This window comes from Marinobacter sp. (assembly GCF_041984545.1).
Lineage (GTDB): Bacteria > Pseudomonadota > Gammaproteobacteria > Pseudomonadales > Oleiphilaceae > Marinobacter.
The window spans coordinates 18,386-41,836 of sequence record NZ_JBHIXV010000025.1 but is presented as its reverse complement, the minus strand read 5'-3'; the positions used below and the strand labels follow the sequence as shown (position 1 = coordinate 41,836).

At 61.6% G+C, this 23,451-nt stretch carries 19 protein-coding genes; 8 read left to right on the top strand and 11 right to left on the bottom strand.

Annotated elements, in window-relative coordinates:
• Positions 1-14: 14 nt before the first annotated feature.
• The 3 genes from ACFC20_RS12520 to ACFC20_RS12510 form a co-directional block, all read right to left on the bottom strand.
• Positions 15-2,570, bottom strand: a complete 2,556-nt coding sequence (locus ACFC20_RS12520) for an EAL domain-containing protein (protein WP_375193294.1) — start codon at positions 2,568-2,570, stop codon at positions 15-17.
• 114 nt (positions 2,571-2,684) lie between these two features.
• Positions 2,685-3,131 carry a flavodoxin gene (locus ACFC20_RS12515; protein WP_375193293.1) on the bottom strand — a complete coding sequence of 149 codons (447 nt, stop codon included), beginning with the start codon at positions 3,129-3,131 and terminating at the stop codon, positions 2,685-2,687.
• Positions 3,132-3,214: 83 nt separating this feature from the next.
• Positions 3,215-4,315 (bottom strand): GGDEF domain-containing protein, encoded by a 1,101-nt coding sequence (locus ACFC20_RS12510; protein ID WP_375193292.1) that lies wholly within the window; start codon positions 4,313-4,315, stop codon positions 3,215-3,217.
• A 222-nt stretch (positions 4,316-4,537) separates the two neighbouring features.
• Here ACFC20_RS12510 and ACFC20_RS12505 point away from each other — a divergent pair, with 222 nt between their 5' ends.
• Positions 4,538-6,097, top strand: a complete 1,560-nt coding sequence (locus ACFC20_RS12505; RefSeq protein ID WP_375193291.1) for an inorganic phosphate transporter — start codon at positions 4,538-4,540, stop codon at positions 6,095-6,097.
• An 87-nt stretch (positions 6,098-6,184) separates the two neighbouring features.
• Positions 6,185-6,451, top strand: coding sequence for a hypothetical protein (locus tag ACFC20_RS12500; RefSeq protein ID WP_091988419.1), 267 nt, complete (start codon positions 6,185-6,187; stop codon positions 6,449-6,451).
• Between the two features lie 249 nt (positions 6,452-6,700).
• Here the strand turns inward: ACFC20_RS12500 and panP are convergent, their stop codons facing one another.
• The 4 genes from panP to ACFC20_RS12480 form a co-directional block, all read right to left on the bottom strand.
• A complete protein-coding gene (panP, locus tag ACFC20_RS12495) occupies positions 6,701-8,377 on the bottom strand; it encodes a pyridoxal-dependent aspartate 1-decarboxylase PanP (RefSeq protein WP_375193290.1) in 1,677 nt (558 codons plus the stop codon).
• A 198-nt stretch (positions 8,378-8,575) separates the two neighbouring features.
• Positions 8,576-8,920 carry a DUF503 domain-containing protein gene (locus ACFC20_RS12490; RefSeq protein ID WP_091988413.1) on the bottom strand — a complete coding sequence of 115 codons (345 nt, stop codon included), beginning with the start codon at positions 8,918-8,920 and terminating at the stop codon, positions 8,576-8,578.
• Between the two features lie 152 nt (positions 8,921-9,072).
• Entirely contained in the window at positions 9,073-10,773 is a 1,701-nt protein-coding gene (locus ACFC20_RS12485; RefSeq protein ID WP_375193289.1) for an isovaleryl-CoA dehydrogenase, read from the bottom strand.
• A gap of 2 nt (positions 10,774-10,775) precedes the next feature.
• Entirely contained in the window at positions 10,776-11,408 is a 633-nt protein-coding gene (locus ACFC20_RS12480) for a TetR/AcrR family transcriptional regulator (RefSeq protein WP_375193288.1), read from the bottom strand.
• 271 nt (positions 11,409-11,679) lie between these two features.
• Here ACFC20_RS12480 and ACFC20_RS12475 point away from each other — a divergent pair, with 271 nt between their 5' ends.
• The 5 genes from ACFC20_RS12475 (at position 11,680) to ACFC20_RS12455 (ending at position 17,763) form a co-directional block, all read left to right on the top strand.
• Entirely contained in the window at positions 11,680-11,901 is a 222-nt protein-coding gene (locus ACFC20_RS12475) for a hypothetical protein (RefSeq protein WP_091988402.1), read from the top strand.
• 161 nt (positions 11,902-12,062) lie between these two features.
• Positions 12,063-13,094: a lipase secretion chaperone gene (locus ACFC20_RS12470; RefSeq protein WP_375193309.1), complete on the top strand. Its 1,032-nt coding sequence runs from the start codon at positions 12,063-12,065 to the stop codon at positions 13,092-13,094.
• A 141-nt stretch (positions 13,095-13,235) separates the two neighbouring features.
• Positions 13,236-14,255 carry a porphobilinogen synthase gene (hemB, locus tag ACFC20_RS12465; protein WP_375193287.1) on the top strand — a complete coding sequence of 340 codons (1,020 nt, stop codon included), beginning with the start codon at positions 13,236-13,238 and terminating at the stop codon, positions 14,253-14,255.
• A 50-nt stretch (positions 14,256-14,305) separates the two neighbouring features.
• Positions 14,306-16,447, top strand: coding sequence for a polyphosphate kinase 1 (gene ppk1, locus ACFC20_RS12460; RefSeq protein ID WP_375193286.1), 2,142 nt, complete (start codon positions 14,306-14,308; stop codon positions 16,445-16,447).
• A 26-nt stretch (positions 16,448-16,473) separates the two neighbouring features.
• Entirely contained in the window at positions 16,474-17,763 is a 1,290-nt protein-coding gene (locus ACFC20_RS12455; protein ID WP_375183343.1) for a DUF945 family protein, read from the top strand.
• A 52-nt stretch (positions 17,764-17,815) separates the two neighbouring features.
• Here ACFC20_RS12455 and coaD read toward each other — a convergent pair whose 3' ends face one another.
• The 4 genes from coaD to ACFC20_RS12435 all read right to left on the bottom strand — a co-directional run bounded on the left by coaD (position 17,816) and on the right by ACFC20_RS12435 (position 22,298).
• Positions 17,816-18,298 (bottom strand): pantetheine-phosphate adenylyltransferase, encoded by a 483-nt coding sequence (gene coaD, locus ACFC20_RS12450; protein ID WP_091988391.1) that lies wholly within the window; start codon positions 18,296-18,298, stop codon positions 17,816-17,818.
• Between the two features lie 250 nt (positions 18,299-18,548).
• A complete protein-coding gene (locus tag ACFC20_RS12445; protein WP_375193285.1) occupies positions 18,549-20,144 on the bottom strand; it encodes a GMC family oxidoreductase N-terminal domain-containing protein in 1,596 nt (531 codons plus the stop codon).
• Positions 20,145-20,171: 27 nt separating this feature from the next.
• Positions 20,172-20,810 carry a hypothetical protein gene (locus ACFC20_RS12440; RefSeq protein ID WP_375193284.1) on the bottom strand — a complete coding sequence of 213 codons (639 nt, stop codon included), beginning with the start codon at positions 20,808-20,810 and terminating at the stop codon, positions 20,172-20,174.
• A gap of 42 nt (positions 20,811-20,852) precedes the next feature.
• Entirely contained in the window at positions 20,853-22,298 is a 1,446-nt protein-coding gene (locus ACFC20_RS12435) for a coniferyl aldehyde dehydrogenase (protein ID WP_375193283.1), read from the bottom strand.
• Between the two features lie 183 nt (positions 22,299-22,481).
• Here ACFC20_RS12435 and ACFC20_RS12430 point away from each other — a divergent pair, with 183 nt between their 5' ends.
• Positions 22,482-23,153, top strand: coding sequence for a TetR/AcrR family transcriptional regulator (locus tag ACFC20_RS12430; protein ID WP_375193282.1), 672 nt, complete (start codon positions 22,482-22,484; stop codon positions 23,151-23,153).
• Positions 23,154-23,451: the final 298 nt, after the last annotated feature.

Genomic DNA, 23,451 nt, shown 5'->3' with positions numbered 1-23,451 from the left:
GCCGTCGGGTCTGACTACCCGAGCTTGCGCTGGGCCTGCAGGTCGCTGTTGGCCAGCCACTCCAGCAGCTCATCAAAGGGCAGCGGCGGGGTCAGCAGGTAACCCTGAATCATGTCGCAGCCCATGTCCCTCAGCAGATCGGCGGTTTCCTGGTCTTCCACACCCTCCGCCACCACGTGGTAGCCGAGGCTCTGGCACATGTCGATGGTGGTCTGCACAATCACGCGGTCCTCGGCCTCGGTGGCGAGGTCGGTCACCAGTGACCGGTCGATCTTTACCTCGCTGGCCGGCAGCTGCTTGATGTAGGACAGTGACGAGTAGCCCGAGCCGAAATCATCGATGGACACCGGAATGCCGGTCGTGTTCAGCGAATTGAGCGCTTTCAGCGAGTTTTCCGGGTCCTGCATCATAGAGGTTTCGGTCACTTCGAAGATGATGCTTCCCCGGTGGCTGTAGTGGCTGTTCATGAGCCGCTGGACAAAAATGGGGAAGTCCGGCTCCCGCAGGTTATTCGGGGAAATGTTGATCGATATGTTCAGCGGCCAGCCATGCTCCAGCAACCGGGAACGCAGTGCCAGGGACTGCTCCAGCACCCAGCGCGTCAACGGCTTGATCAGCCCCGTCTGCTCGGCCAGCTGGATAATCTCATCGGGCCGGATCGGCGTGGCCCGCCCCGGCCAGCGGATCAGAACTTCCACGCCCACAATCCGGTTGGTTTTCAGGCTCTGTTTGGGCTGCATGAACAGGGCCAGTTCGTCGTTGCTGAGGGCGTGCCGGAGCTCTGACACCAGGGTCAGTCGGTCGGCGCTGTAGGAATCCCGGGTGGGCTTGTAATAGGCGATGCCCCGCTCTCTGGCGGCCTCGGATCCCTCGGCGATCACTGCACGCCGGATCAGGGTGTTGGCGTCCGTGCCGTGCTCCGGGAAGATGGCAACCCCCAGCCTGGGGTCCAGGGGGATCTGCATACCCAGGTAATCAATCGGGTAGCGAATGCCTTCGAGGCACTTGAGGATGGCCCTCGGGGCAGCGCCGGTGATGTCCGCATCCACGATGAATGCGAAGGTCTGCGGGTCCAGGGATGCCATGAAGAAATTACGGGCATCGCTCTGCTCCACCGGCAGCGCGCCGGGCAGTTCCCGGGCCACGGCGTTGTAGTGCTTGCTGGCCAGTTCCAGGATGCGGTCGCTGTTGCGGTGGCCCAGGGTCTTGGTGACCGACTGCAGGTTGTTGAGGTGGATGATGGCAATGGCGTAGCGTCGTTCCGGGCTGCGCATCATCAGGTCGTTCAGCATCATTTCGTAGCTGCTGCGATTGGGCAGCCCGGTCAGCGGATTGTGCAGGGCATGATCCATCAGTTTCAGCTCCGCCGAGCGCCTTGCCGCCATGGCATTGAGCTCGGCCTCCCGGGCTTCGACCTTGTCCTGGCGCTCCTGGTAGAGGCGCGCGGCCAGGGCGAGAGTGAGCAGTATGGCCTCCAGCGCCGAACCGATCTGCATGCCGTAGCTGGTAATGAAATTGTTGGGTAACAGCCCGTATTTGTTGGCTGCGGTAATGGCACTGCCCAGGGTCAGAGCGGCCCAGGCAATCGTGTAGTAGCCGGCCTGGGGATTACCTTTCCACCACTGCAGCGGCCCCAGCACTGTTAAAAGCAGGGTGCTGGGAATCGCCAGGGCGACGGTCAGGCGGCTGCCGGTACTGTAGTCCAGGAAAAACGTCATCAGTGCCACGGACGCGTTCAGTATGATGGCAAGCATCACCAACCGGTTGAGCAGTGGCCCGGTCCGGGGCAACTTGAGGAACGACCGTGAGAACAGCAGGGTGAAGAGTACCGCCAGGGGCACCGACAGCAGCATGATCTGGTTCTGCAGGGCGGGGCTGGTGGGCCACAGGAACTGAAAGGCGGTGCCGTTGAGGCTGCTCACCAGCACAAGGTAGCCCAGGGTGGACAGCACGTAGAGCAGGTACACCGGCTCCCTCAGGGCGGAAAAGATGAACAGGTTGAAGAAGATCACTGTGATCAGGATGCCGTAGTACACCGCATGCATCTGGTCTTCGGCATTGGTGTGCTCGAAGAACGCCTGGTCGTTCCAGAGCCGCACTGGAATCTGCATGGCGCCCCGGGTATCGACCCTGAGCAGGATCTGGTAGTCGCTGGCGATGCTCTGCTCGAAGGGAAACAGGAAGTGCCGATGGCGGATGGGCCGCTCGGCAAAGGGCTGGAAATCACCGGTTTCGACACGCTTGGCAACCCGGCCGTTTTCTATCAGGAAGAATGAAATGTGGTCGAGCTGGGAGTAACGGACTTCCAGCAGGTTGATGGTTGCCGGCTGGCTGACTGGAAAACGCAGCCAGATGGTGTCGTTGATGTAGCCGAAGTTCGGGCTTGAATCTGCGAGTGACTGCCAGCGGTCCGACGACAGCGCTTCGTCGACGGTAAGGTTGGTATCCGGGGCAATGCGCAGGTACTCGATGGGCGGTACGTAAGAGGTTTCCGCCCCTTGGACGGGGACAGCCAGAACCACCAGCAGCGAGAGCGCTGTGAAAAACCGGAGCCAGTTGTTGGGTGCCACGTTAATCCGTTTTGTTGTCGTTGTTGACCCGAGTATGGCGTGTCGCCGTTAACGGCTCAAGTCATCCAGGGGCCAACACTGGTAACTTTTCCCGGCAGATCCGTGTAAAGCGGTTCACACCTGTTCGAGCCAGGCCCTGACCCAGGGCAGAGCCTCGGTTTCCGGCTCCAGCGTCTCCAGGGCGTCGATGCGCAGGGTCTCCCCGACTTTGCGGGCGGCGGTTTCGTAGAGGGCCTCTTCCATCAGGTCGCCGGCGCCGCAGAAGGTGTCCCCATAGGAGCTGTCGCCGAGCACGATTACACCGAAGGGCCGCCCGGGCTGTTGCGGCAGCTGTTCACGCAGGGCGAGGTAGAAGGGCAGCAGGTTGGCGGGGAGCTCGCCCTGGCCGGTGGTGGACGTGCACACCAGAAGCGCATCCCCGTTGCTGGTGATGTCCTCCAGTTCCGGGTTTTCCAGAACCGTTACCTTGTGTCCCTCGGGTTCCAGCGATTTCTTGATTGCCCTGGCGGTCAGGAGTGCGCCACCGTAGACGCTTCCCACCAGTATCCGGATCTGTGCCATGGGTCTCCCGCAATCTGAGAAAATGTTGTTGATGCCCGGGGTGCCGGGTCCGGAGGTGATCATAGCGATCAGGGCGGGCGCCCTCAAGGCGTGGGGGATGCCCCCTCTTCTTCCTGCGTGCGCACCCGGGGCGCTATCCGGTTCCGGCCGGCTTCCTTGGCTGCATAGAGGTTCAGATCGGCCTGTTTGAGCAGGTCATCGAGTGAGCCGGCTTTGGCGATTGAGCAGACACCGGCGCTGATGGTCACCGGCAGCGCCTGTTCCCTGAACCGGAAGGGATGCCGCGCCACTTCCGAGCGTAACCTTTCGGCCAGGGTCAGGGCCTGCAGCAAGGATGTGTCGGGCAGCAGTATCAGGAATTCCTCACCACCCCAGCGACCGGCCACATCGGTCTGGCGGATCACGGACTGCATCAGCGCTGAAAACTCGCGAAGCACCTGGTCGCCGGCGTCGTGTCCGAACCGATCGTTGATTTTCTTGAACAGGTCAAGATCGATCAGGGCAATCGAAAAGTGATGGCCGGACCGCTGATAGCGGGAGAACTCTCCAGCCAGGCGGTTGTGCATATCCCGACGGTTGGCCAGGCCGGTCAGTTCGTCGGTACGGGCTGCCCGTTCGTGGGTTTCAGCGAGGGTCAGAAGTTCATGGCGGGCCTTCAGGCGGCTGGCCTCCAGAACGAAGCAGAAAATCGACTCGAAGGTCAGGGTAGAGAAGAACCGGATCTTGAAGTCGGTGCTGTACTCGGCCGTCACCAGGGGCAGGCCGGGAAACTGGAAGGCCACCACCGCGACCAGATAACAGAACAGCAGGACAGCCGTGCCGGTCTTCAGGTCGGTCAGGTAGAACAGCAGCGGTGGAAACACATAGAACCACAGCGGACCGGTATTGCTTTCGCCCCCGGATGCGATCAGATAGGCGAACAGCAGCCCCACCACCACGATGAGTCCGGCCTTCTGTCGAGCCTGATTGCCGGTACGGGCGAAATGCGCCATGTTCAGCGCAATGAGCCCAATGAACGACCAGAGCACCCACGCATGGGTGGTGTGACTGGCGAACCAGGCCTTGGCGCCAATGCCTGCGAGCATGGCTATGGCACTGGCAGAGAGCCAGGTCAGTAGACGCGATACCTGAGCGTCTTCCCGTTCGCTCGCCGAGAGCGGGCCTGGGGTCGTGAATTTGGGCATGGTGGCCTTCGGTGTTGTTGTCGTTGTTGGCGCAGCTGGGAGTGGCTGGTAACACGTTAGAGAATTTTTGCGGTGCCGTCTGTGATTTGTTTACCCTGTTTCAAACATGGCCATTTTATTTCAATTCCGTGTCAAAAATTTTATAGTTTGCGCGCGGCAGAGGCTGCGATCCACAAGTCACAGATCATCGACAATCCACCGACACACGAGACCTCATCTGCTATGGCCCGTTCGAGCGGACTCCTGGATACCCTTCTTACCAGCCCTGCCACGGAACGATACAGGGTCGGCATCAGCCTGCTTTTCCTGCTGGGAATCTGGCTGACTGTCGGAGCATTCAGCCAGGGAATGCCCAACGCCATGCTGCTGATGGCGGCAGCGGTCATTGGCGGTTACATGGCCATCAACATCGGGGCCAATGACGTAGCCAACAACGTAGGACCGGCCGTAGGCTCGGGCGCATTGTCGCTGGGTGCTGCGGTGATCCTGGCGGCAATCTTCGAAGCCGGCGGCGCCCTGATCGCCGGTGGCGACGTGGTTTCCACCATCAAGGGCGGCATCATTGATCCCTCCAGCCTTGGTGACAGTCGGGCGTTCGTCTGGCTGATGACGGCTGCGCTCCTGGCCGGCGCCCTCTGGCTGAACCTGGCCACCTGGATGGGCGCGCCAGTTTCCACTACGCACTCCATCGTCGGTGGTGTGCTGGGCGCTGGCATTGCGGCCGGGGGCTGGGGAATCGCCGACTGGGCGGTGATGGGCAAGATTGCCGCCAGCTGGGTGATCTCCCCGGTTCTTGGCGGTGCCCTGGCGGCCCTGTTCCTGTATCTGATCAAAAAATCGGTGCTGTACCGGAAGGATGTGGTGCCGGCGGCCCGTACCTTCGTACCCTGGCTGGTGGCCATCATGGCCTGGGCCTTTGGCACCTACCTGATGGTGAAGGGTGTCAAAAAGGTAGTGAAGGTCGATTTCATGGAAGCCACCCTGATTGGTCTTGCTGCTGCCGCCCTGGTTTTCTTCGCCATGCGCACCCTGGTGGGCCGCAAGGCCGCCACCATGGAAAACAGCTCGGCGGGTGTGAACAGCCTGTTCACCTGGCCCCTCATTTTTGCCGCGGCTCTGCTCAGCTTCGCTCACGGTGCCAACGACGTGGCTAACGCCATTGGTCCGCTGGCGGCGATCAACGACGCGCTGGCGGCGGATTCGGTGGTTACGTCCGCAAGCATCCCGCTCTGGGTCATGATGGTGGGTGCCCTGGGTCTGGCGGTGGGGCTAATGTTGTTCGGCCCGCGCCTGATCAAGACCGTGGGCAGTGAGATCACCGAGCTCGACAAAACCCGGGCGTTCTGTATTGCCCTGTCGGCGGCCCTGACCGTAATTCTCGCATCTCAGCTGGGCCTGCCGGTGAGTTCCACTCACATTGCCATCGGTGGCGTGTTCGGCGTCGGTTTCCTGCGAGAGTACCTGAAGTCCAATTACGCGACCCAGCTGCACAAGATCATGGAACACCACGATCCTGCCGAGCAGGAACGTCTGAAGCCGTTCCTCGATGATTTCCGCAATGCCTCTGTCGAGCAGATGGAGAAGCTGCTCAAACAGGCCAAAAAGAAAAAGCAGGTGCCCCTGGCAAAATCCGAGCGCAAGCGTCTGAAAAAGATTTACCGGGAGGAGATGGTCAAGCGGTCGCACCTGGTACGCATCGCAGCTGCCTGGATCATTACCGTGCCGGCCTCTGCCATCATGGCCGCGATCCTGTTCTACACGCTGCGCGGCATGATGATCTGACCGGGCTGGTTGTATAAACCGAGTTTGGTCATACTATTCTTCAGGGGGTGATTCACCCCTTGAGTCTATTTGTCCGTGGAGCGAAGTATGAGTTCTTCTGTAGAGAGTCGTCAGGCCAAGATGATTGACGAGCTGAGGACCTTCATCAAGAAGGTGCTGAGCGATCCGACCATTGCCGTAAAATCCATGGAGATCGCCCGCAAGCATCGCGGACAGCCGAACGCCGAGGAGTTGATTGCCCGGGAGATCAGTGCCAGCACCAATATCCGGATTCCCGAGAACTGGAGCGAGGCAGACAAGATGTTCCTGGAGATCATCCACGACGTGCTGGATGATGAAGAGGCGCTTTACTGATTGGGTCCCGAACTCGGAGCGATTGGGCCAGAGCCCTTCCCAAAACCGTGCGGAGCCAGGGATGGCGGAGCCGAGCGTACAGGGAGGTATTCACAGCTTGTTTTGGGAAGGGCTCTGGCCCAATTGCGGTCTGGGAAAGAAACGCCATCCATGGCTCTGCACAGTTTTTGAAACGTCCCCCACCCGGCTCACCCTGGCGACGAGTTATCCGCGAAAACGAGCCGACCAGGCTTATAGGATCTTGCCTGATCAGGCTTGCCTGACGTTCGGCTCCCGCTGCTTCAGAACGGCATCCGCCATCTGATGCAGGATGCTCATCTCATCTTCGATACCCTCGTCCCGTGACAGTTCCCTCTGCTCCGCCAGAATGTCTGCCAGGATCTCTTTGGTCGTCAACGGGTTGGCCAGGACCACCCGGAACACGATGCAGGGGAAGTTAAAGTAGCGGGCCGGCTCCAGGCGGGTCCGGGAGACGAACGCCTTGCCCCGTTCCCGCTGGGTTTTCTGGATGAATTTGGTGATGCGGTTCAGGCAGGTGTTGAGCTTTTCTGCCTGCAACGGGTCCGCCACCGCCAGCGCCTGCTGAACGTCTTCCGGGCAGTAACGGTAGGTGAGGATGTTCAGTTCCGGCTTGGTCACCAGTTCGAAATCTGCCTCGGCGTCGATCATCTCGGCGAAGGTTTTCGCTTTCTCGATACCCTGGTCGATCAGGATCTCGTAGCCCTCCCGGGCAAGGATTTTCAAACCCGAGTGGATCAACATGGACATGCCGGGGCGGGAGCCTTCAAGGGTGGTGCTGCCCAGGTCCCGTGAGCCCTTACGGATGATGTACTGGGCGTGGTGTTCCACGGCGCTGGCCAGGCTCGGGTCGCGGAACACCACCAGGCCAACGCCCATGGGCACGTACAGCTGTTTGTGGGCGTCGAAGGTGACCGAATCCGCTTTTTCGATGCCGCGCAGCAGATGTTTATAGGTGCGGGAGAACAGGGTGGGCCCGCCCCAGGCGGCGTCCACGTGGAAATGGGCGCCGAATTCCCGGGCAATATCGGCCATGGCGTCCAGCGGGTCGACGTTGCCGGTTTCGGTGGTGCCGGCCACGCCGCAGATGGCCATGACCTTGATTTTTTGGCGCTGAAGCTCAAGGCACTTGTCGCGCAGGGCATCGGTCTGGATGCGGTTGTCCTCGTCGGTGTCCACTGGCACCAGGGCTTCGCGGCCGAGGCCGAGCACGTCCGCTGCCTTGCGCAGCGAGTAATGGCCACGGCGTGAGACAACAATGGCGGCGCCTTCGTATCCGTAGTACTTCAGCGCCCGGAACAGGCCTTCCTGGTGCAGGCCGCGGAAGCTGCCCTCGGCGGGGAAGGCCCGGTTGCGGGCGACCCACAGGGCAGTGAGGTTGGCCACGGTGCCGCCGGAGCACATGGCCCCCAGGGAATAGCGGGGGTCGTGCATCCACTTGCGGTAAAACGCCCCGTCTTCCTGGTACACCAGGCGATGGATCATACCCAGCACCTGGCGCTCCATGGGCGTAAACGCCTTGGAGGTTTCGGTCTTCACCAGGTTCTGGTTGAGGGCAATCATGATCTTCGACAGCGGCAGCATGAAGTAGGGCAGCGCCGAGGTCATGTGTCCGATAAAGGCGGGTGAGGCGGTATGAACGGAGTTGGCCACCAGCTTGTCGAGCAGGAACTGGGCCTGCTCGGAGACAAACACGGGTTTTTCGGGAATGTTGTAGTCGGAGAAGTCTTTCTCAACGTCCGACAGATCCCGTTCCACCGCAACAATGTGCTCCTGCAGGAAGCCTGCAAGGTTGCGGGAGATGTTCTGGTCGATCCGGCTCAACGTGGATTCCGGCGCCTCGGGCACCGTGAACACGCGATACATCGCCTCTACCGAGGCCTGGGCCGACTTTTTCTTTCCGGTCATAGGCGCCACACACTTTCAGTGGTCATCCGAAGGGCCGGTTCCGGATGCCCTGCGGATACGGCCGGTACGGGTGTCCGGCATTGGTTTCTGGTCGCCTGCCAGGGGCAGGCGCACTGGCATCCCTGAGGGGGCGTAGTATACGGCGTGGCGACAGGTTACGCCACACGGCCCACCCCGGCTGGCGAGGCTCGGTAATGCTCAGAGAATTTCCCGATGTATGTCCAGTATGGCAGCATCCACCCGTTCTGCGATGGCTTTTTCCACCTGGTCGAGGCGCTGGGTGATCTGCTGTGAGGAGGTGCCGAGGGCGGCGATGGTCCAGGTTGCGCAGTCCAGGGCCTCCTGGTCGGCGGTTTCTGCCACTGCCAGGTCGGGTTCTTTGCCCCAGACGGCCTTGAGGGCGGTGAAGACCTTGCGTTTGGCTTTCAGGTCGTCGCAGCCGTAGAGCTGGAAGTGCAGGGTGAGTACGCCCACGTGGGGGGTGATCACGGGCTGCTGGGGCGCTTGGCCTTCTTTGAGAAGTTTTCTGAGTGCTTCAGACATAGGTTTGGGCGAAGGAACCGACGAGGGCGCCCGCTCCAAAACACGCTGTGAATACGTCCCTGTACGCTCTGCTCCGCCATCCATGGCTCCGCAAGGTTTTGGAGCGGGCGCCCCCGCCGGTTCCCTGATCTCTCAGTGGAATTCAGTTGACTCTAGCCTACTACAGGCGTTGCCCGTTTGATAATGGCCGCCGGGTTGGTGCCTGAGGGCAGATTGCCGAAGTTCATGCCGCCATTGGACTGCAGGCGGGAAGCGCAGAAGGCGTCGGCCACGGCGGCATCGGAATGGCGCAGCAGTAGCGAGGCCTGCAGGGCCAGGGCCATGCGGTCGACCAGGTTGCGGGCCCGGTACTGGAAATCGCTGATGTCGGCGAAGTCGTGCTGTAGCTGGGCCAGGAACTGGTCGAAGCGACGGTCGGCGCCCTTGGCTTCGGCGGCTTCGGCGAAGAAGGCATCGAGGGTGTCCGGTTCTTTTTGCAGGGCGCGCAGGGTATCCAGGCACTGGACGTTGCCGCTGCCTTCCCAGATGGCGTTGACGGGAGATTCCCGGAACAGTCGGGGCATGATGCAGTCTTCCATCACGCCGCTGCCGCCGATGCACTCCATGGCCTCATAGGCGTGGTTCGGGGTGCGCTTACAGATCCAGTACTTACCGACAGGCGTGGCCAGGCGGGCCAGCAGACGTTCATGTTCTTTGTCCTGATTGTCCAGGGCGCGGGCGATGCGCAGGGTGTAGGCCAGCGCCGCTTCGCTTTCCAGGGCCAGGTCGGCCAGTACGTTCTGCATCAGGGGCTGGTCGCTCAGGCGGGCGCCGAAGGCGCTGCGGTGGCGGCAGTGGTGGCTGGCCTGGGCCACGGCCTGGCGCATGCCGGCGGAGCTGCCGATCATGCAGTCGAATCGGGTCATGGCCACCATTTCGATGATGGTGGGCACGCCGCGGCCTTCCTCGCCCACCATCCATGCCAGAGCACCGCGCAGCTCCGCCTCGCTGGAGGCGTTGGCGACGTTGCCCATCTTGTTCTTCAGGCGCTGGATCTGCCAGGGGTTCTTGCTGCCGTCCGGGCGCCAGCGGGGCATCAGGAAGCAGGACAGGCCACCCGGCGCCTGGGCCAGTACCAGGAAGGCGTCGCACATGGGTGCGGAGACAAACCACTTGTGGCCCACCAGCTCATAGGCCTGGCCCGGGCCCTGGGCGCCCACCGGGTAGGCCCGGGTGCTGTTGGCACGTACGTCGCTGCCGCCCTGTTTCTCGGTCATCGCCATGCCGATGGTCACCGAGCTTTTCTGGCTGTCCGGAAGGTTGCGAGGGTCGTAGCTGTTGGCCAGGATCCGGGCTTCCCAGTCGGCTGCCAGTTCGGGCTGCTTGCGGATGGACGGGATGGCGGCAAAGGTCATGGTCACCGGGCAGCAATGGGCCGCCTCTACCTGGGAGTGCATGTAGTACTTGGCTGCGCGGGCAACGTGGGCGCCCTGGCCTGGATGGGTCCAGGGACTGCTGTGCAGGCCGTTTTCCATGGCGATTCGCATCAACTCGTGATACGCCGGGTGAAAGTCCACCTCGTCGATCCGGTGCCCGAACCGGTCGTGGGTGTTGAAGGCCGGCTTGTTGGCGTTGGCGCGGAAGCCCAGGTCGATCGTCTGTGCGGCACCGGCAAGGTCTCCGAACGCTTTCAGGTCTGCCGTGGCGCTACCGGCGCCTTCCCGCAGGGTGCCCTCCTGCAGCGCAATGTCCTGCTCGAACAGATTGTAATTCTCCAGCGCCGGCGGCTGGTTGAGTACTTCGTGTGTGGTGGCCAGATAGCGATCTTCGTTCTCGCCGGCTGTCGTTGCTGTTCGGGGTTGATGCGCGTTCATGGCTACCTCCTGATGCCAGTCAACCCCTGCATGCAAAAGCGGATGATGGAATTGACCAGCAGGTCATTGTTGTCGTCTTTCGTTCTCGCCGACTGATGGGCCTGTGTCGGTGACAGCGGGCCAACCAGGCTTTCTGCAATGGCGCCCACCAGGCAGGTACTGCTCTGGCGTGCGTCCTGATCCGGGAAGCAGCCTTCGTCGATGCCCTCCCGGATCGCTGTCTCGAACAGGTTGGCGTAGGCCTTGCGGTAGGCCAGTCGCTCCTCTTCCACTTTTGGATCCACCGGTTCGGCAATCAGCGACCAGGCCATCATCGGGCCCTTGAGTGCACGCTCTGCAAATTGTCGCAGGGCGCGCTCCAGTCGCTCGCTGGCGTTGCCAGTGGTGGCGAGTGCCTCGGCTACCTTGTCCACCTCCCGCTGGGTGGCGAGCCGGAAAATCTCGGCAAACAGGTCTTCTCTGGACTCGAAATGCCGGTAAATGGTTCCGGTGGCGACGCCGGCGAGGCCTGCAATCCGGGTAATCCGTGCGCTCCGGAAACCGCCCTCCGCAACGCATTGGTAGGTGCAGTCCACAATCCGCTTGCGCGCCTGTGCCTTGCGCTGGCGCATTTTCTCGGTTTCGCGATAGGCCATGCCGGCTCCTATAAGTAGTGAATCACTATTCATTCTTTGTGTCAATTCGATCAGGATCTGACGATTATAGAATTCGCTGAGCAAATTCAAATGTTTATTGTGGGTTACAAAAATTTACAAAAAAGGCGTTGCCATTAAATAGCGCCGGCAGAAAAAGCGGATTATAAAGACGCCAAGATGTGGTCGCCGATGGCGTCCCGTCGATACGGAGTGGGCTTCCCCGCGGGGGTGCAGCACTCGGCCCTCTGTTTTCGTTGATGGAGAAAAGACCATGAGTGAATTCGACGAAAGCAACCTGGAGCAGTCCGGAAGCTGGACCAGCGACAACGACGACAACCATTCCATAGCCGGTCGCGCCCGGGTGCGCGCCCAGCTGCAGGCCGACATTGAGGCATTCCTGAGCCAGGGCGGCAAAATCCAGGAAGTGGATACCTCTTTTCGCTCTGATACGCCGCGCAAAGTGGAAGTGGGATTTAACAACCGCTCCCTCTGAGTGCTCGCAGGACCGACCGGGGCCCGGTGCCCCGGTCTGTTTTTGATGCCGGTCTCGGTATCGTTTGCCCCCTTGTCTTATCCTCCTGCATTATTTCCTCTGCCTTGCCACCAAAACCGCAAGGTGCAACCCATTGCTGGCTCGGGAATCGAAAAGTGGCCATGAAAACCCTGACCCGGCTGACCGTCGGCCTGCTGGTGATCAGTGCCGGTGTTGTACTGTTCGGCCTGCTGCTGACGCCCGAGGACACGGCGTCAGACCAGATTGCAGCAAACTCTGAGCCACTGGTCCAGGCGCCGGCGCCACCGGCGGTGTCGCCGGGCAGTCCCAAGAAACCGTCCGCCCTGGTCAGTGACAGTGTGGCTCCCGAGGTGCCCGAGACCCTGCCCGCGTCCCTTCGGGGCACCTCTGTGCCTGATGGCTGGGCGCGAACAGATCGCCTGGGCAATCTCATCCCGAGCGCCGAGCTGAGGGCGTTGTTCGAGTACTTCCTGTCGGCGCTGGGCGAGGAGACGCTGCCACAGCTGGTGGCGCGCATTGAGTCGGCACTCGACACCCTGCCAGAGCCGGCCCGATCCCAGGCCCGATCGGTTCTGGGTGCCTATCTCGATTACAAGCTGGCGGTCTCTGAGCTTGAGCAATCCTATGGCAGCGCCGCTGCCGATGACATCGGCGAAATGCAGCGCCGGATGACCGAGGTTCACGGGTTGCGCCGGACCTGGCTGGATGCGGCTACCGTCGACGCCTTTTTCGCCGATGAGGAAGCCAACGACCGGTTCCAGCTGGAGCTGCGACGTATTGCGACCAATGACACCCTCTCGCCCGATGAGCGGCGTGAGGCCCAGCGCGAGGCCGAACGTCTGTTGCCGGAGCCCCTGCGCGAGGCCCGTGAGCAGACCCGGCGTTTCTCCGACTACGAGCAGGCTCGACAGGCGCTGGCTGATGATCCAAAGGCGCTGCAGGCCTGGCGCGAACAGGCCTTTGGTGCAGAGGCAGCCGATCGGCTTGCCCGGGTAGAGCAGGAGCAGAATGCCTGGCACAGGCGCTGGCAGGCGTACGCCACGGAACGGGACCGGTTACTCGCGTCGGGACTGGCCGAACCGGAACTGGCGGATGCACTTGAACGACTGCGTGGTCGTCATTTCAACGAAACGGAACAGGTTCGGGCCGAGGCCCTGGATTCCATCCGGTAACCGTCCGGTCATGATCACCGGTTAACCTGTTCCGGGAGTCTGCAACCGGCCCCCATGGCCGTGTATGATGGGGGCTCGGGCGTCACTGCGGCGCCGCCACTTTCCATCAGAGTTTCTGTTCAGCCATTCAGGAGGTTGTTCGTGCCGAATCCGATACCCCGAGCGTTCCCGGCGACGCGTCTGCGCCGTAACCGGGCCAGTGAGTTTTCCCGGCGGCTGGTGCGCGAGAACCAGCTTACCGCGGATAATCTCATCTACCCGGTCTTCGTGCTGGAAGGGGAAAACCAGCGAGAGCCGGTGCCGTCCATGCCGGGGGTGGAGCGGTTGAGTATTGACCTTCTGGTGGAGCAGGCCGCCGAGGTGGTGGCACTCGGCATTCCGGCGATTGCCCTGTTCCCGGTCGTGCCGGCGGAGCAGAAGAACCTCTCAGGTTCGGGCGCCTGGGATGCCGACGGGCTGGCCCAGCGCGCAGTGCGTGCCCTGAAAAAACAGTTCCCGGAGCTCGGCGTGATTACCGACGTCGCCCTGGATCCTTTCACGACCCACGGCCAGGACGGCATCATCGACAACGACGGCTACGTGCTCAATGACGTGACTGTCGAGGCCCTGGTTAACCAGGCCCTGTCGCACGCGGATGCCGGGGCCGATGTGGTGGCGCCGTCGGACATGATGGATGGCCGGGTGGCCGCCATCCGGGAGGCGCTGGAGAACGCGGGCCATGTGAACACCCGCATTCTGGCCTATTCTGCCAAGTATGCGTCCGCCTACTACGGACCGTTCCGTGATGCCGTGGGCTCCGCCGCCAACCTGGGCAAGGGCAACAAGGCCACCTACCAGATGGATCCGGCCAACAGTAACGAGGCTCTGCACGAGGTGGCCATGGATCTGGCGGAGGGCGCCGACATGGTGATGATCAAGCCGGGCATGCCGTACCTGGACATTGTGCGCAGGGTGAAAGCCGAACTGCAGGTGCCGACCTTTGTGTATCAGGTCAGCGGCGAATACGCCATGCACATGGCGGCGGCCGAGAACGGCTGGCTGGATGGCGATGCGGTGATGATGGAGAGCCTGATGGCCATGCGCCGGGCCGGTGCCGACGGCATCCTGACCTACTTCGCCGTGCGTGCGGCCCGTCTGCTGCGGGATCGTCGGGGCGGGTAGCGAAATGTATGTATCGCCACTGAAGGCGATCTGACTGGAATCGAGGAATCATGACGACGGAAACGGCGAAGCAACAGGTGGCAACGGAGGAGCGAAGTGTTCCGGCACCGGTGGACGTGCCCCCGGTGGGCGAAGAGGTCAATCTCGACGCCCCGGAAAACTACTTCAACCGGGAGCTGAGCCAGCTCCAGTTCAATTACCGGGTGCTCAAGCAGGCCCTGGATACCACCCATCCGCTGATCAATCGCCTGATCTACTGCTGCATTTTCAGCAGCAACATGGACGAGTTCTTCGAGATCCGGGTCGCCGGCCTGCGCCAGCAGATGAAGTACGGCCGGGAAACGGTGGGTGCCGACGGCATGATGCCGGAACAGGCACTGTCGGAAATCAGCCGGGTGGCCCACGATTACATCCGCGAACAGTACGACATTCTCAACAACGTGCTGATTCCGGAAATGGAACAGCAGAACATCCATTTTGTAAGGCGCCGGGAATGGACGCCGGCGCAGGCCGAGTGGGTACGGACCTATTTCGAGGAAGAAATCCTGCCGGTGGTCAGTCCGATCGGGCTGGACCCGTCGCACCCGTTCCCGCGCCTGGTCAACAAGAGCCTGAACTTTATCGTCGAGCTGGATGGCAAGGATGCGTTCGGTCGGGAAACCGGCATGGCTATCGTGCCGGCGCCGCGCTCGTTGCCCCGCCTGGTAAGACTGCCGGATGACGTGTGCAGCGGCGGCGATAACCTGGTGTTCCTGTCCTCGATGATCCACGCCCATGCGGACGAACTATTCCCGGGCATGGAAGTGAAGGGCTGTTACCAGTTCCGCCTGACCCGCAACGCCGACCTTGAGCTTGAGGATGACCTGGAAGATCTGGCCTCGGCCCTGCGGGGCGAGCTGCTGAGCCGGCGTTTCGGTGACGGTGTGCGTCTGGAGGTCGCCGACAACTGCCCCGAGGAACTGGTGCATTTCCTGTTGAAGGAATTCGGCCTGACCGAGCGCGACCTGTATCAGGTCCACGGCCCGGTGAACCTGACGCGCCTGATGGCCGTGGGCAGCCTGGTGGACCGGCCGGATCTGACCTATTCAGGCTTCTCGCCCTCGATTCCAAAGCAGATCCGCAGCAAGGAGTCGATGTTCGATGCCATTCGAAAACAGCCCATCCTGCTGCTGCACCCCTTCGAGAACTTCAGTCCGGTGGTGGATCTGTTGCGTCAGGCGGCGAAGGACCCCCAGGTGCTGGCCATTCGTCAGACCTTGTACCGGACCGGCGCCGATTCCGAGATCGTCGAAGCCCTGGCTGATGCCGCACGCCGGGGCAAGGAAGTAACGGCGGTCATTGAGCTGCGGGCCCGCTTCAGTGAGGCCGAGAACCTGGAGTTGGCCAGCCGCCTGCAGGAGGCGGGGGTGATTGTGGTGTACGGCGTGGTGGGCTACAAAACCCACGCCAAGATGATACTGATCGTCCGCCGGGAGGAAGGCCGGCTTCGCCGTTATGTACATCTGGGGACCGGCAACTACCACGCCGGCAATGCCCGTCTGTACACCGACTACAGTTTCATGACCTGCGACGAGTCCATTGGTGACGACGTCAACAAACTGTTCCAGCAGCTGACCGGCATGGGCAAGGCCCTGAAGATCAAGAAGCTGTTCCACTCGCCGTTTACCCTGCATTCGCGCCTGCTCAGCCTGATTGAGCGTGAAGCCGGCCTTGGCGAAAAAGGCCGCATCATCCTCAAGTTTAATGCGCTGACGGAATTGCAACTGATCAAGGCCCTGTACAAGGCGTCCCAGGCGGGGGTGAAAATCGACCTGATTGTCCGGGGCATCTGTTGCCTGCGTCCGGAAGTGCCGGGCCTGTCCGAGAACATTCGGGTTCGGTCCATCATTGGCCGGTTCCTGGAGCATACCCGGGTCTATTACTTCGGCAATAACGGACGGCCGGATATCTACTGCACCAGCGCCGATGGCATGGAGCGAAACCTTCTGAGCCGTGTCGAGACCGCGTTCCCGATTGACGACGCCGACCTGGCGGCCAGGGTACGTGAGGACCTGGACACCTACCTGGCCGATAACTGCCAGTCCTGGATGCTGCAGCCCGACGGCAGCTACCTCCAGAACCAGCCAGCCGAGGGCGAGGAGCGCATGGCCTCGCAGCTGGTCCTGCTTGAACGATTGACCAGCAAGCCCTGACCTCAATCCCCAACGGAGAACGCAGTTTGAATGCCAAATGGATGATTGCCGGCGCGGGTGTGCTGGTGCTGGCCGGAGCCCTGCCCTGGGGGGTGGGGTATCTCACCCAGCAGCAGTGGCAGCAGGCAACGAAAGAAGTAAACAGCAACCAGCCCTTTGTCCGGCTGGAAACGGGGGATTACCAGCGGGGAATCCTGAGTTCCGACGTTACTGGCACTGTCAGCGTGATCAATCCGGATACCGGTGAGTCGCGACGTTTCGACTTCCAGGCCGATGTTACCCATGGTGTGACCGGCAGCCTGATGGATTTCGAGCCACTGGGTGGCTGGTCGCCAAGTGGCGAGGACTGGTTTCCTGATCAGGAACCGCAGCTGACGCTGGAAACCCGACTCTGGGGTACCGCAGTGTTGGAGTTCGAGGCGCCGAGCATGGAGATGGTGGACGTCGACACCGGCGAGTCGCTTTCAACCAGCGGCGGTCTGGTTCGGGTCGAAATCAGCGACGCCGGGGGCAGTGCCGATGCCCTGGTGGTCTGGCCCGCGCTTGCACTCACGGGGCCGGACATCAATCTGCGGCTGGCCGATCTCCGGGTAGAGCAGACCATGAACCACCTTACCGGCGAGGTATGGACCGGTTCGGGTGAAATGGCCGTCAACTCCCTGAGCCTCAATGCGGCCCAGGAACCGCCCGTGACGCTTGATCGCATTTCGGTTCGCAGCCGCACCGAGGCAGGTGATTCGGGGCAGCGCCTGGATTCGCGGGTGGCGTTCGAGGTGGAGGGTGTCTCCCTGGCCGATGACACGTACGGTCCGCAACGCCTGGTGTTTGCCCTGGAAGACCTCGAAGTCGAGGCCTGGAATGCCCTGATGACGGGATTTACTGAGCTGCAGAGCGCGGCATTGGCCTCCTCCGGGGCCGGGCCAGAGGCGTTCGAGCAGCAGATGGGGGCCATGCAACAGGTGAATGAGGCGGTCCGTGACCTGGCGGCCGCCGGCTTCAGCCTCGGGGTTCCCGAGTTGCTGGTGACCACGCCAGAGGGGCAGGTGACCGGCAGCGCCGAGATTCGGCACCCGGAGCTGACCGCCGATGAAAAAGCCGAGATGCTGATGGTGATGCAGCGGCTGACCGGCGACCTGAACCTGAGCCTGCCTATGGCCCTGGTGGAGAAGTATCCGGAGGTCCAGCTTCAGTTGGCCCCCCTGATCAAGCAGGGGTTGCTGGTACAGCAGGGCGATCGTCTGGTCATGAACGCCGCCCTTCAGGATCTTGTGCTGGATGTGAATGGCGAGGAGATTCCCCTGCCGCCGCTGCTATAGCAGCAAGCAGCCTTCATGGAACAGAAAGCCCCGGATCCGGGGCTTTTTCTTTTCAGGCCTTTTCGAATTTCTGCTTGAGGGCTGCGGCGACCGCCGGATCCACGAATTCCGAGACGTCGCCACCGAGGGAGGCGATCTCGCGAATGAGGGTAGAGGAGATGTAGGACAGGTGGTTGGCCGGGGTCAGGAACAGGCTCTCGACTTCCGGGGCCAGGCGGCGGTTCATGTCGGCCAGCTGGAATTCGTATTCGAAGTCGGAGACGGCGCGCAGGCCCCGGAGGATGACCGTGGCGCCCTGTTCCCGGACAAAATCCGCCAGCAGGTTGCTGAAGCCGGTCACGCTGACGTTGGGGATGTGCGCGGTGGCCTGGCGGACCAGTTCGCAGCGCTCTTCCAGGTTCAACAGTGGCTGTTTCTTGGGGTTGTAGGCGACGGCGACGACGATGTGATCGAACATGCGACCGGCCCGTTCTATGAGGTCGGTGTGGCCGTTGGTGATGGGGTCGAAGGTGCCCGGGTAGATGACTTTCGGCATGCACAGCTCCTTATAAATCAGGAACACAGGATAGCAGGATCAGGGGGTGTGCTGTAGTCCGGGGTCCCGGCGAATGCTGTCAGAGTTCGGTGCCCTGCATCGGGGCCGGCTGCTCTGCCGGGAACCGCTACAAGCACATCCCTGTGCGCTTGTCTCAGGCCATCCATGGCCTTCGACATTCCCGGCAGAGCAGCTGGCCCCGACGCGAGCGAACTTTTGGAGTGGCCGCCCCGCGGCTACCTCGCGCCCCTTAAGCCCTGCTCAATCTTTGCGCCAATCTGGTGCTGTTTCTCGCGGCCAGTGCATACACAGACAATTGCGGGTTGGCGCCGATGCTGGTGGGGAAGATCGAGGCGTCGTGGATGCTGAGGTTGCTGACGTGGTGGTGTTCGCCGAAGCCGTTGACCACCGAGCTTGCCGGGTCGCTGCCCATGGCGCAGCCGCCCATCTGGTGGGCGGTGAACAGGCGTACCCGGTGGGGTTCCATGGGTAGCTCGTTGATGGCGGCTTTGGCTTCCGCCCAGCTGCTGTACCAGCCGGAGTCCAGGTGCATCAGGCGGACTTTTTCGGCGCCGGCGGCGAACTGGATTTCAGCCATGGTGTGGAAGGCCTGGCGCAGGCCGGTCCAGAGGTAGTCGGTGATCGGGTAGTCCAGCACCGGGCTGCCATCGTCGCGCAGGGAGACGGTGCCGCCGGGGCTGTCCGGGTGGAAGCCGTCCCGCAGCAGGGCGATGACCGACTGCATGTGCGGCAGGCCGGCCATGTTGTTGAGCTGGGCTTCGCCATGGCCGGGAATCACGCCGCTGGACATTCCGGGATGCAGTGGCGGTACTTCAAGCTTGTACCCGACCGGACCGTCGACGCCGTTGCGGAAGTTGAATTCGTCGGAGTAAATGGATTGGGGCGCGCCGTAATAGGGCTCCACCTTCTGAGGCATCTGGGCGACCGTGGCGTTGACCGGATGGATGAACGAGCGCTTGCCAACGCGTCCATTCGGGTCCGGAATGTCGGATCGCAGCAGCAGCCCCGGGCTGCCGATGGCGCTGGCGGCGACCACGAAGTGGCGGGCTTTCAAAGTCACCCGGATGCCGGTTGGCGTGATGCCGTCAGTGGCGAAGGCCGAGGCTTCCAGGTGATCAATCCGGTCCTGCTTCATGACCAGCCGGTCCGCCCGCAGGCTGTGGAACAGTTGCGCGTTATTGTCCAGCGCTCCGGGGATGGTGGTCAGCAGTGCGCCCTGCTTGGCGTTGGTCGGACAGCCCACGCCGCAGTAGCCCAGGTTCCAGCAGCCCTTGACGTTGCGCGGGATGATTTTCCAGCTGTAGCCGAGCTTCTCGCAGCCCTGGCGCAGGATGTCGTTGTTGACGTTCGGGTCCACTTGCCATGGCGCCATGTTGTGGCGTTCTTCGCGCCCCGCAAACCAGGGAGCGAGGGTGGCCGGGCGGAGATCCTCCAGGCCAAACCGGTCGGCCCAGTGGTTCAGGGTTGGGGCCGGCGTGCGGAAGCTGCTGGTCCAGTTCACCGTGGTGGATCCGCCCACGCACCGGCCCTGCAGGATGGCAATGGCGCCGTCGGCGGTGACCCGGCTCATACCTTCCTGGTACAGGCTGGCGTAAGCCGATTGCTCGTCCATCTTGAAATCTTTCTGGTAATACAGCCGGCCTTCCTCCACCAGGATTACCGACAACCCGCTGCGGGCGAGGATCTCGGCGGTGGTGCCGCCGCCGGCACCGGTGCCAATAACCACCACGTCTGCTTCTAAGGTCAGGTTTTCCGTGAGTTGGGCGCCGTCGGTGACATTCCAGCCTGATGCCAGGCCCTGGGCAATACGATCGGTTAAAGACATGCTTGGCTCCGTCAGATCAGCTGGCGATCAGGCGTTTTTAAATTGGGGCAGGGCATTCACGGCATACTGCGGAGGGCCGGGGTAGCCCGACAGGTGCCAGAAATCGGGGTAGCCATAGAAGGCGACATTGCTGATCTTGGTCAGCGCAATGTAGCCGTTGTTGAACAGCCCGATGCCGCTGGTGCGCCAGCGTTCGAGGAAGGCATCTGCTTCCGCCGTGGTTACATTGGGCCAGCCCGACCACACCCGGGCAACGGTCACCCGGGTGGGCGCAAAGTTGAGCAGATCGAACAGCCGGCGCAGTTCTTTCTGGTTGGCAGGCCCGAAGTGGTGAATACCGGCATCAATCCGTTCGATGGTTCCGGCAATGGCCCGTTTCCGAGCCTGCGGCTGCTCCGGCAGGCCGGGCCCGACCATGGCCGGCAGCAGGGCCTCGAACAGCACAATGTCGTCCCGGGTCAGGAACTGGAATTCGTAGCGGGCGTCCGTCCGGGAACCCACGGCATCGAGCCGCCCGGCCGGCTGCGTGGCACATCCGCCAAGGCCGGCGGTCACACTGACGGTGCCGAGGAACAGGGCACCGCCAAGGCCTGTTTTCAGGAAGCTGCGGCGGTCGAGATCGGTCGCATTAGACCGATCCGCTGACGTGAAGGTCGAACTCTTCATGGGGGGCTTAGGCTCTTTATTGTTTTATGGAAGGCCTGAGTATCAGCGAATAAACAGCTTATAAACCATCTTGTGCGCCGCCGTGCCGTGGGGCGCATAGACAAACTTGCCGCTGTTGAACTTCTGCTTGGTGAAAATAGCCCGGTGATGGGAGAAGGTGAGGAACCCTTCCTTGCCATGGTAATGGCCCATACCCGAATCGCCGATGCCACCGAACGGCAGGTCATCCTGGGCTACGTGCATCAGGGAGTCGTTGATGCACATGCCGCCGGAGTGGGTCTGATCCACAACCTGCTGCTGCTGATCCTTGTCGTAGCCGAAGAAATACAGGGCCAGGGGCCGCGGACGGTCATTGATGTAGTGGATGGCCTCATCCAGATTACCGTAACTCACCACCGGCAGGATCGGCCCGAAGATCTCATCCTGCATCAGCTTCATGTCCGGCGTGGTTTTCAGGGCCAGTGTCAGCGGAATCTTCCGGGTGCCGTCGTTCAGGTTCTCCCGAGCGGGGTTGATCTCTACAAGCTCGGCGCCCTTGGCTTCGGCATCATCCAGATACCCTTTCAGGCGGTCGTACTGGCGCTCGTTGATGATGGCGGTGTAGTCGTCGTTGTCCCGGAGGCTCGGGTACATCTCCGAGAACTGCTTGCGGAACTCATCAACAAAGGCCTGGACCCGGTCGGCGGGGCACAGTACGTAATCCGGTGCCACGCAGGTCTGGCCGGCGTTGAAGGCCTTGCCGAAAGCGAGGCGCTGGGCGGCGTCCTCCATCGGTACGTCCGGCGACACAATGGCCGGAGACTTGCCGCCCAGCTCCAGGGTGACCGGTGTCAGATTTTCCGCGGCGGCACGCATGACCAGCTTGCCCACGGAGGTAGAGCCGGTGAACAGGAGATGGTCGAACGGGCGAGAGGAGAAATCCGCGGCCACATCGGCCTCACCGGTGATCACCGACACCAGGTCCTCAGCGAAGCTGCTTTCGATCAGTTCCTTGAACAGGGCCGAGGTGTGGGGTGTAAATTCTGACATCTTGATCATGGTGCGATTGCCGGCGGCCAGCGAGGCAACGAGCGGACCCACCGCCAGGTACAGAGGGTAATTCCAGGGCACGATCACGCCGACGACGCCCTTGGGCTGATAATGCACCTTGTTGCTGGCCGGCTGGAAGAGGACGGACACATGCCTCCTGGACGGCTTCATCCAGCCGGACAGGTTCTTCAGGGTGTAGTTGATGCCCTGGATCGAGGGCATGACCTCGGCAATCAGGGACTCGTCCCGGGAGCGGCAACTGAAATCGCGATCGATGGCGTCCAGCAGGCGATCCTGGTTGTTCAGCAGCACCCGCTTGAGTCGCTTCAGGTTTTCCTGTCGCTCGGTCAGTGAGGGCATGGGGTTGTTGCGAAACGCCTTCTTCTGGTCGTCGAACACCCGGTGGGTGTGCTGGATCTGCTTCTTGCTCTCGGTGAGCTGAACAACGGTGGCTCCCATGATGCTCTCTCCTGTGTCGCGCGCTCGCGGGTGGCGCTTTTGTCTGGCGCCGCCGGATTGGCGAAAAAGTGTGCAATTTGCGTCTGACCGTATTATTAGAGTATATACTCTAGTGAGTCAAGCAACGTCGGGTGGCGAATCGGGCCATCTGTGAACGACACAACAACGCGTGCCGAAACCTCTATGAAAACCAGAGACAAGATACTGCTCGCCAGCCTCGATCTCTTTAACGACCGGGGCGAGCGCAATGTCACCACCAACCATATTGCGGCGCACCTGGCGATTTCGCCCGGCAACCTCTATTACCACTTCCGTAACAAGTCCGACATCATCTACGAGATCTTTCTCGAGTATGAAAAGCTGGTGGATTTTTACCTGGACATTCCGGAAGAGCGGGCCATGACCCTGGATGACATGACCTTCTATCTGGAATCGGTGTTTGATGGCCTCTGGAGCTACCGCTTTTTCCACCGGGACCTCGAGTACCTGCTCGACAGCGACCAGCGGCTGCGCAACGACTATCGGGACTTCACCAACCGCTGCCTGGCGGCCATCAGCCGGATTTTCGAGAAGCTGGCCGAGGCGGGAATCATCGAGCCGCAGGAGGAGGATCTGCGTTCGGCCATGTCCCTGAACGTGTGGCTGGTGATCACCAACTGGATGGCGTTCCTGAAAACCGCCCATGCTGCGGAAGAGCCGGCCAGCCTGTCACTGACCGAGCTCAAGCAGGGCATCTACCAGGTATTGACCCTGGAGCTGCCCTACCTGACGCCGGCCTATCGTTCTCAGGTACTGGCGCTGCGGGAGAAATACCGGCCGTCGTTGCCCGAGGCCGGATTGATAACATGTACGTGAAAACCGAAATAACGGTCAAAAAATGAACATTTCCGGAACTTTTGAGGACTGGGCGACTCAAAGGAGTGACGTTGGGAATTCGGACATTCCTTGCGTCTCCTGAGTGAGTTCTCAGGTTTTAGCACGTCGCAAACCCTGACGTTTCACCGGTCTGTCCTATGGCAGGCCGGTTTTTTTTGAGCCGGGTTATCCCGCGCCTCTCTCCGTAATCTCCCCGGGCTTGTAAGTGGTTTGCGAATTCGATAGTCTGCAGATGTTACCGGTAACATACGCCGGCAAAACAACAATCAGGAGATCC

Excerpts from the sequence above, each read along its gene's own strand:
- ACFC20_RS12515 (WP_375193293.1), bottom strand. The coding sequence starts at position 3,131 with ATGGCACAGATCCGGATACTGGTGGGAAGCGTCTACGGTGGCGCACTC.
- ACFC20_RS12510 (WP_375193292.1), bottom strand. The coding sequence starts at position 4,315 with ATGCCCAAATTCACGACCCCAGGCCCGCTCTCGGCGAGCGAACGGGAA.
- ACFC20_RS12505 (WP_375193291.1), top strand. The coding sequence starts at position 4,538 with ATGGCCCGTTCGAGCGGACTCCTGGATACCCTTCTTACCAGCCCTGCC.
- ACFC20_RS12500 (WP_091988419.1), top strand. The coding sequence starts at position 6,185 with ATGAGTTCTTCTGTAGAGAGTCGTCAGGCCAAGATGATTGACGAGCTG.
- panP (WP_375193290.1), bottom strand. The coding sequence starts at position 8,377 with ATGACCGGAAAGAAAAAGTCGGCCCAGGCCTCGGTAGAGGCGATGTAT.
- ACFC20_RS12490 (WP_091988413.1), bottom strand. The coding sequence starts at position 8,920 with ATGTCTGAAGCACTCAGAAAACTTCTCAAAGAAGGCCAAGCGCCCCAG.
- ACFC20_RS12485 (WP_375193289.1), bottom strand. The coding sequence starts at position 10,773 with ATGAACGCGCATCAACCCCGAACAGCAACGACAGCCGGCGAGAACGAA.
- ACFC20_RS12480 (WP_375193288.1), bottom strand. The coding sequence starts at position 11,408 with ATGGCCTATCGCGAAACCGAGAAAATGCGCCAGCGCAAGGCACAGGCG.
- ACFC20_RS12475 (WP_091988402.1), top strand. The coding sequence starts at position 11,680 with ATGAGTGAATTCGACGAAAGCAACCTGGAGCAGTCCGGAAGCTGGACC.
- ACFC20_RS12470 (WP_375193309.1), top strand. The coding sequence starts at position 12,063 with ATGAAAACCCTGACCCGGCTGACCGTCGGCCTGCTGGTGATCAGTGCC.
- ppk1 (WP_375193286.1), top strand. The coding sequence starts at position 14,306 with ATGACGACGGAAACGGCGAAGCAACAGGTGGCAACGGAGGAGCGAAGT.
- coaD (WP_091988391.1), bottom strand. The coding sequence starts at position 18,298 with ATGCCGAAAGTCATCTACCCGGGCACCTTCGACCCCATCACCAACGGC.
- ACFC20_RS12445 (WP_375193285.1), bottom strand. The coding sequence starts at position 20,144 with ATGTCTTTAACCGATCGTATTGCCCAGGGCCTGGCATCAGGCTGGAAT.
- ACFC20_RS12440 (WP_375193284.1), bottom strand. The coding sequence starts at position 20,810 with ATGAAGAGTTCGACCTTCACGTCAGCGGATCGGTCTAATGCGACCGAT.
- ACFC20_RS12435 (WP_375193283.1), bottom strand. The coding sequence starts at position 22,298 with ATGGGAGCCACCGTTGTTCAGCTCACCGAGAGCAAGAAGCAGATCCAG.
- ACFC20_RS12430 (WP_375193282.1), top strand. The coding sequence starts at position 22,482 with ATGAAAACCAGAGACAAGATACTGCTCGCCAGCCTCGATCTCTTTAAC.